Source organism: Ignavibacteriales bacterium (assembly GCA_026390775.1).
Classification (GTDB): domain Bacteria; phylum Bacteroidota; class Ignavibacteria; order Ignavibacteriales; family Melioribacteraceae; genus Fen-1258.
In genome coordinates, this window is sequence record JAPLFF010000002.1 from 1 (window position 1) to 7,306 (window position 7,306).

Annotated in this window: 9 protein-coding genes; all 9 read left to right on the forward strand. The window is 34.9% G+C overall.

Going from position 1 to position 7,306, the window contains the following annotated elements; translation table 11 throughout:
• The first annotated feature begins 372 nt into the window (after positions 1-372).
• Positions 373-1,371, forward strand: a complete 999-nt coding sequence (locus NTZ27_00130) for a HEAT repeat domain-containing protein (GenBank protein ID MCX6173149.1) — start codon at positions 373-375, stop codon at positions 1,369-1,371.
• A gap of 246 nt (positions 1,372-1,617) precedes the next feature.
• Positions 1,618-2,064, forward strand: a complete 447-nt coding sequence (locus tag NTZ27_00135) for a PepSY-like domain-containing protein (GenBank protein MCX6173150.1) — start codon at positions 1,618-1,620, stop codon at positions 2,062-2,064.
• Positions 2,065-2,170: 106 nt separating this feature from the next.
• Complete coding sequence (locus NTZ27_00140; protein MCX6173151.1) at positions 2,171-2,308, forward strand: hypothetical protein; 138 nt, start codon at positions 2,171-2,173, stop codon at positions 2,306-2,308.
• 7 nt (positions 2,309-2,315) lie between these two features.
• Complete coding sequence (locus NTZ27_00145; protein ID MCX6173152.1) at positions 2,316-2,936, forward strand: hypothetical protein; 621 nt, start codon at positions 2,316-2,318, stop codon at positions 2,934-2,936.
• 88 nt (positions 2,937-3,024) lie between these two features.
• Complete coding sequence (locus NTZ27_00150; protein MCX6173153.1) at positions 3,025-3,879, forward strand: hypothetical protein; 855 nt, start codon at positions 3,025-3,027, stop codon at positions 3,877-3,879.
• A gap of 386 nt (positions 3,880-4,265) precedes the next feature.
• Positions 4,266-4,442, forward strand: a complete 177-nt coding sequence (locus tag NTZ27_00155; GenBank protein MCX6173154.1) for a hypothetical protein — start codon at positions 4,266-4,268, stop codon at positions 4,440-4,442.
• Between the two features lie 525 nt (positions 4,443-4,967).
• On the forward strand, positions 4,968-5,987 hold the full coding sequence (locus tag NTZ27_00160; GenBank protein ID MCX6173155.1) for a LacI family DNA-binding transcriptional regulator: 1,020 nt from the start codon (positions 4,968-4,970) through the stop codon (positions 5,985-5,987).
• A gap of 19 nt (positions 5,988-6,006) precedes the next feature.
• Positions 6,007-7,020, forward strand: a complete 1,014-nt coding sequence (locus NTZ27_00165; protein MCX6173156.1) for a zinc-dependent alcohol dehydrogenase family protein — start codon at positions 6,007-6,009, stop codon at positions 7,018-7,020.
• An 82-nt stretch (positions 7,021-7,102) separates the two neighbouring features.
• Positions 7,103-7,306, forward strand: a 204-nt coding sequence (locus NTZ27_00170) for a hypothetical protein (protein MCX6173157.1), incomplete at its 3' end; no start/stop codon positions are given.

Consider the following 7,306-nt stretch of genomic DNA (forward strand, 5'->3'; position numbering starts at 1 on the left):
GGGGTGAGAAAAACCCAGAGTCCGATGGATGGCAATGTTCCATATGTAAAGCTGAGGTTGGAGAAGAAGATAAAGTATGTCCTAAATGTGGAGCGAATTTAGAAGAGTAAATTGCATAACCAGCTTTTCCACATGACAGCGGTTTCAATGCGTCATTATTCAAGTTTTCGGGTTTGGTAAAAGGCAAGCATTGCAAGTAACATTATTCTGTTAAATAAATTTGTTAAAAACTATTAGCGTTAGTTTTTCATTGCGGCATCGTTGTTTGGGGCGGCGTGTTAGGTGCAACGCCGTGAGGCAACTTTTAAATAATATAGGTTTTAAATGGCGAGAATAATTATAGGAACTTTACTTTGTATTTGGGGATTGGGTATGATACTAGCAGTAATTCTAGCTCCAGAAGAATTTGAAGGCCGCCCACAGCTTGGTCTATTGGCAACATCATTAGTATTTATTATACCCGGAATTATTTTGATTTACTTTGGCAATAAAGCGCGAAAGAATAGGAAAAATAAAAACGATAAAGAGTATATTCAAAAAAGTATAACTAAAAAAAGCACTGAAGTTAAAGTTGATAAAAAAAGTAGTCCGATTGAATATCCTATCATTCAGAAACAGAGAAAAGTTAAAACTAATTCACGGAAAGAAATTATACTGCTGATAAATGAAATAGTTACCTACGCAGATTCGATCCCTTCAAAGATTGGTGAACAAGAATTAAGACTCGCAAAGTTAACAAAATATGGGCACGACTTTATTTCTGATATTGAATCTGCTATACGTTCTTCTATACAGATTGGTAATCCAGAATATATTTATGTAAATGCTGGCCTATTATGCGAGGCTATAGGGAAAATGAAAGGAGCCAATGCATTCACTATTCTATCAAATCTTCTTACTTCAGAAACGGATATTCAAGAATATAAATACATTAGAATTGGAGCTATTCGTGGACTGATGCAATTGGGCAATAAAAGAGCCATAACTTTATTGAAAGAATTAAAAGATCCAAACATACCTGAATCAACAATAAACGAAGCTATACAATTTTTTGAAATTCATATAAGGAGCCATAAAATGAGCGATGAAAACAGTCAATTGCTTTTCGCAAAACAACTCATGGATAATGTTGAATTCGCGAATGATGCTGGACTTAAAAAATTGTTAGAGATTATTAATACCGGTTCAGAACGAGTTGTAAATGGTACCAGTTATGCTCCAGGGGCTTTCGCAACTTGGAAACATATCGTTAGTCAAAGACCAGAATTATTTTCAGCTGCGGTGATGTCTGAATTAGAGAAACTTGATAAAGAAGGAGAGGGATATGGTCAACAAGCAGCCCAATATGTGAAGAGTTTCTTAAAAAAATAAAAATTGCATGTCCATATCCAAAACTTCGTGCACAGATAAAAATTTACAATTGTAATTAACTTTTTCGAGAAAGTAATAGCATTACAAAGTATTCAGTTCTGGGCAATATTTTCACGAAGGGTAAATAGATCCCTGACGCTCCGCGCAAGTTCTAAAGAAGTTTCTGCTTTATAATAAAACACCTTGGAATTACAGATTCTCTTCAGATTTTATATATAGTTTCAAACATCAAAAGGAGAAATATTTATGAAACATAACATCACAATTGTTCTTGGACTAATAATTGCCATTACGACGATTGCAACATTTGCTCAGAACAAGAAAAAAGTAGAAATGCCTAAAGCAATTACTGGAGCTTTTCAAAAAGCTTATCCGAATGCAAAACTTTTATCCTTTTCCAAAGAGAAAGAAAAAGGGCAAGTACAATACGAAGTTGAGAGTCAAGACGGAGCTACAAGACGCGATTTAATATATGATGTAAATGGAAATGTGCTAGAGATAGAAGAAGTTATTTCTGCAGAAGATTTACCTGCAGTTATCAAACAAGTATTAGAAAAGGATTATAAAAATGCCATTATAGTAAAAGCTGAAACATTGGTTAGAGGTGATGTATTAGCATATGAACTTTCTATGAAAAAGGGTAATAAAAAATTTGGCCTAACATTCGATAAAGATGGTACATTAAAAAAGTAACATGGAATTTTTCGTTCTAGTATTTTTATTTATTGTCGATATCCAAAACTCCGTGCACATTAAAAATTACAATTATGATTGACTTCTTCGAGAAAGGAATGTGGAATTGCATTACAAAATTTTCAGTTCCGGTAATTATTATTACAAATGGAAAATAGATCCAAAACTCTACGCACAAGTAAAATATAATGGTAAGTGGTTCGATGTTTTGGATGAATATGAAGACAAAAAAATAAATTTATAATAATTTTATGCAAGATACTGCTTTTGTTACGCTTGTCTCGTGGGTGATCGCGCACGGATATTTTATTTTATTCATCGCCACTCTTGTTGAGGGTCCGTTCGTAACTGCCGCCGCGGGTGTTGCGGCTGCTTTGGGATATTTTAGTTTACCTCTTATTATCCTTGTTTCAGTTGCGGGAGATTTGGTCGCTGATGTAGCAATCTATGCGGTTGGGTATTTTGGAGGAAAACCGTTTGTAGAACAATATGGGCATTATGTAGGGCTTACGTCGGTGCGTATGAAAAAACTTGAGATACTTCTTCATAAAAATTTGGGAAAAGCAATGATTTTTGTAAAATTGACTCCCGCGATTCCTGTTGCTGGTCTTTTAATGATTGGGTCTATGCGCGCTCCTTTAAAAAGATTTGCAGAAATCTCATTGCTTATTACATTTCCTAAATCCATTTTATTTGCCCTTATTGGTTTTTATTCAGGGAAAGCGTATACCTATTTGAGCGGGAGTATAGCAATTGCTCAGTATTTACTGTTTGTGGGAGTGCTTCTTATAATTGCGGTATATTTTATTAATAGATGGGCTGTGAGTTATTTTGTAAAAAAAATGAATGAAAATGAAGAAGATACGTTGTAACAAAACGTGTACCGCTACTGCAGTTACAAATGTTTAGGTATTTAAGACAGTGTAGTAAGATGAGATGTCAAACAACGGCAGATAAATAATGGTTCGTTTTATATATAAAATAATCCATTGGATAACAGAAGCGTTTCCTAATATGGGGGCGCGGTTTATTGATTCTGTTGTGTTTGTTCTTGCGGGAAATATGTTGCTATATAAAATTATACATGCGCGGAATGTACACCTTCTTAAGAAAGTCAAGAAGTTTGAAAAAATATGCGTTATCGCTGATGTGAATGTGGGTGACGCAGTTATGAATCAGGCGTTTATTTTCGCGTTGCGGGATTTTTTCCCCGATGCATGCATTGATTATGTTATTAAAAAATCTGCGCTTCATTTGGTGGAGGGAAATAAAGGGATTTCACATGTGTGGCCGGTATACACAACCGCTCCGTTCCCAAGCGAACGCGATATCCAAGAAGTAAACACGATTCTTAAACAAACTGATTTTGATGTAGTATTTAATCTCTCTCCGTTTCTATATTCTCGTAGAATAAAAATCCCGCGTGGGACAAGTGTTGTCGGTTTTTTTGGCATTGTAATCATTCTTATACGAGCGATGAAGAACAAAACAGATAAAAGTCATATGATGTTTTTTAATTATCGCTTTATCAGTGAATTATTCTCTCATTTCAAAAAGTCGGTAAGAAACGCTGAGTTTTTGGGGGTATCTTTGATATTATCTCAAGATGCTATTGATTTGGCAAAAAAATTTCTCGTTGGTAAAAATAGTAAACCAGAAACCCCGAAAGTATTTCTCAACACTGATACCTCTTCTCGATTTACAAAGATTCCTTTTGATATACAAAAAAATTTACTTGAAAGACTAATAAATCTCCCATGTGATGTTTTGTTGGGAGGAGGACCTGTCCATATTGAAAACTACATGTACTTATAAAAAGCAAAAAATTGTATGACCATTTAAAAATTTATTACTGAATAGATCATATATAATAGATAGAAAAAATTTTGACTTGGTCAAAAAATGGTCAGAACAAATACATTGTTTCGCATTAAATTTTTGCCGAGTATTATTATCCAAAATTAATTTTAAGCTAGACATGCTGATCATAAGCAGATTCCACTAGGTATTTTTTATAGATATTACCTTTTATATAATTACTGCCATAGTGTTTGCCATAGTGAAATAAGATTAAATTTGAAAAGTGCGGGGTTCAATCAAGATTGTGAATTATTTTTTCTACACGGAATTTTGGATAGGGGCAGTTATGTTTTGGTTAAAGTTTAGTAAACATCATAATCTTAAAATAGGAGAAAAATAAAATGGAAGTTAAAATTGAAAATGGAAAACTTATCATCAGCATTGATTTGCAGGAACCGACACCAAGTGCATCTGGAAAAACATTAGTAGTAGCGACTACACATGGGAATGTGGCTACACAATGTGTTATTGAGGGCAAAAATGTTGTAATTGGACTGAACGCTTACATAAAAAAATAACCTTCCGCAGTTTCTGTTGCATTGCGAGGAATTAAATTTCAGTCACTTTTTGGTCACCGCCATTTTTCAAAACATTGAATCTATTGATTAAAATGAATTCGGCGGAGAATAAGTTATTCTCCGATTCATAATAAGTCACTCAATTTCATTAATTATAAAAAAATAATTGTTGAGGCTAAATATAAAGCTGGGTTCTTTGTTTGAAAAAACCGAGACAGAAAGAGAAAATAGATTTTATCATTTTTAGTTTTTACGTGTTGATTACAATAGAGTAAAAATATTAATTTTAGGGCGAATTCAATATTTTTATTGCGGATCGACTTTTGAATAGGGACATTCGCTGAATCTTCATGAAATAATAATGACCTATCATCATATTTGTTTAATCGTTTAACCAAGATTATTATCTAATTAAATTTTAATTATGGTAAAAATGGGCAAAAAATGAATAAATTTATCGAAAAAATTAGCTTGACTTAACTATAGATTTGGATTACATTTAGTTTAGTTAAACGTTTAACTTCTATGTCATATACAATTAAAAATGTAGCGGAGAAAGCAGGCGTTTCTACAGCGACAGTTTCCTTAGTCGTTCACAATAATAAACGAATTTCCCCTGATACCCGAAAAAAAGTACTGAGGGTTATAAAGCAACTAAACTATTATCCATCAAGATCAGCCAGAGGATTAGTAACCCAAAAGACCGGCAACATTGGCTTTATCCTTACAGAAGATCACTTCTTAAAAACTGAACCTTTCTACACAAGAATATTTTTAGGTACAGAATTCGCTACTCGTGAGACAAATTATTACGTATTGCTTACAACAGTAAATTCCGTTTTCGCTAATGACGAACCATTACCGCGATTCATTGAAGAAAAAAGTGTGGACGGAATAATTATTGCCGGTAGGGTGCCTTCAGCACTTATAGATCGCATAATACAATATGAAATTCCAATCGTGTTTGTTGACTATTATCCTCCGAGCGGCGACTATCCGGTGATTATGATTGATAATGTAAAAGGCGGATTACTTGCAACGCAACATCTCATTGATCTGGGTCATGAAAAAATTGGTTTTATCGGCGGTGATTTGAATCACCCTAGCATTTCTGATCGTTTATTTGGATATAGAAAAGCGTTGAGGCAGTCTTCGATCGGAGTAAAAGATTCTTACATAAGCATCGAAGAACAAAACACTACAAAACAAACCGGGTATTCTGCTGCAGAAAAATTATTTACGAAAGCTCCTGATTTAACCGCGGTCTTTGCGTGTAACGACGCTATGGCTTTGGGTGTTCTGCAATTTTTAAAAGATCGTAACTATAAAGTGCCTGAGGAGATATCGTTGATTGGTTTCGATGACGTAGAATCTGACTTGTTGGTAAATCCCACTATCAGTACTATAAAAGTACCCCAAATTGAATTGGGTATGGAAGCAATGAAACTAATCGTGAATGTTGTAGAGAATAATGATTTGTCTCCAAAGAAAACTTTAATCCCCGTTGAACTTGTAATAAGAGAATCAACAAGAAAAATTATTTAGCAGGTTGACCTATTCATTTATGTTATCATTACAATTAACAGCACATAAGCAGTTAGAAATTATTGATTACCCGTTAAGGAAATTAGAACCCGACGAGTTGCTAATGAAAATAGCGGCAGCGGGAATCTGTGGAACGGATTTTCATTTGTTCACCTGTGAAGCGAAGGTTGATTTGCCTGTTATTATCGGCCATGAGTTTTGTGGTATCGTTGTGGATAGAGGTTCCACCTTAGACGGATTTACAAATGATGATCACGTAGTAATTGATCCTAATATTTATTGCGGTAAATGTTTTTATTGCCGAAACGGAAAGATAAATTTTTGTGAGAATCTATCTGCGCTAGGGGTTAACATAAACGGTGGATTAGCAGAGTATTGCATCGTTCCATCGTCGCAGGTGTATCGGTTGCCGGAATCATTCCCATTCTCACGCGCTTCATTTACTGAGCCTCTCTCGTGTTGTCTTCGCGGTATGGACATAATAAAAATCAAACAAGGTGAGACTGTTGCGGTAATAGGCGGTGGAACAATCGGATTGTTTATGGTTCAGTTAGCAAAAATTTCTGGCGCTTCTTGTATAATTTTAATTGAACCAGTTGACAACAAGAAAAAAATCGGATTGAGTTTAGGGGCTACTCATTCTTTTCATCCATCGGAAGAAAAATTATCGGAACAGATTTCCGATTTGACACATGGCGGTGTTGATGTTGTAATTGAATGTGTTGGTCATTCATCAGCTGTCAACCTTGCATTCAATCTTACTAAGAGAGGTGGAAGGATTCTTATCTTCGGGTTAAGCCCGAGCAATTCAAAAATAGAATTCAATCTTCAAGAAGCTTTTTACAAAGAACTTTCAATTAATACTTCTTTGCTGAATCCGTTTACATTCCAGAGAGCTATCAACTTGCTTAGTTCCAATCAGATAAATGTCGAAGAATTTCTTACTAAAAAAATGAATTTAGCGGATGTCCAAAATCTATTCTACTCCGGAAGAAACAATAATATAATTAAATATCAATTCGTTAATCAATAAGGGAGCAGTTATGAAACAAATATCATTCTATTTTAAGTACTGGTTTTCTGGAATTGTATTTCTTGCGATGCTGTTTCCTGCTGTGATTAAAGCACAGGCAGGGATAAATAGCATCGGAAGTTTTGAGAGCGACTTGCCTTCGTATTGGACGAAGGGAACTGAACCTGCGGGAGCTACATTAACGTGGGCAAGCGATCAATCGAGATCGTTGGGCAAATCGTTGAAGATAACCAAGAGTGCAACAAGCGACGTAGCGATGTGGCAGTCGGAGAACATGGCCGATTAC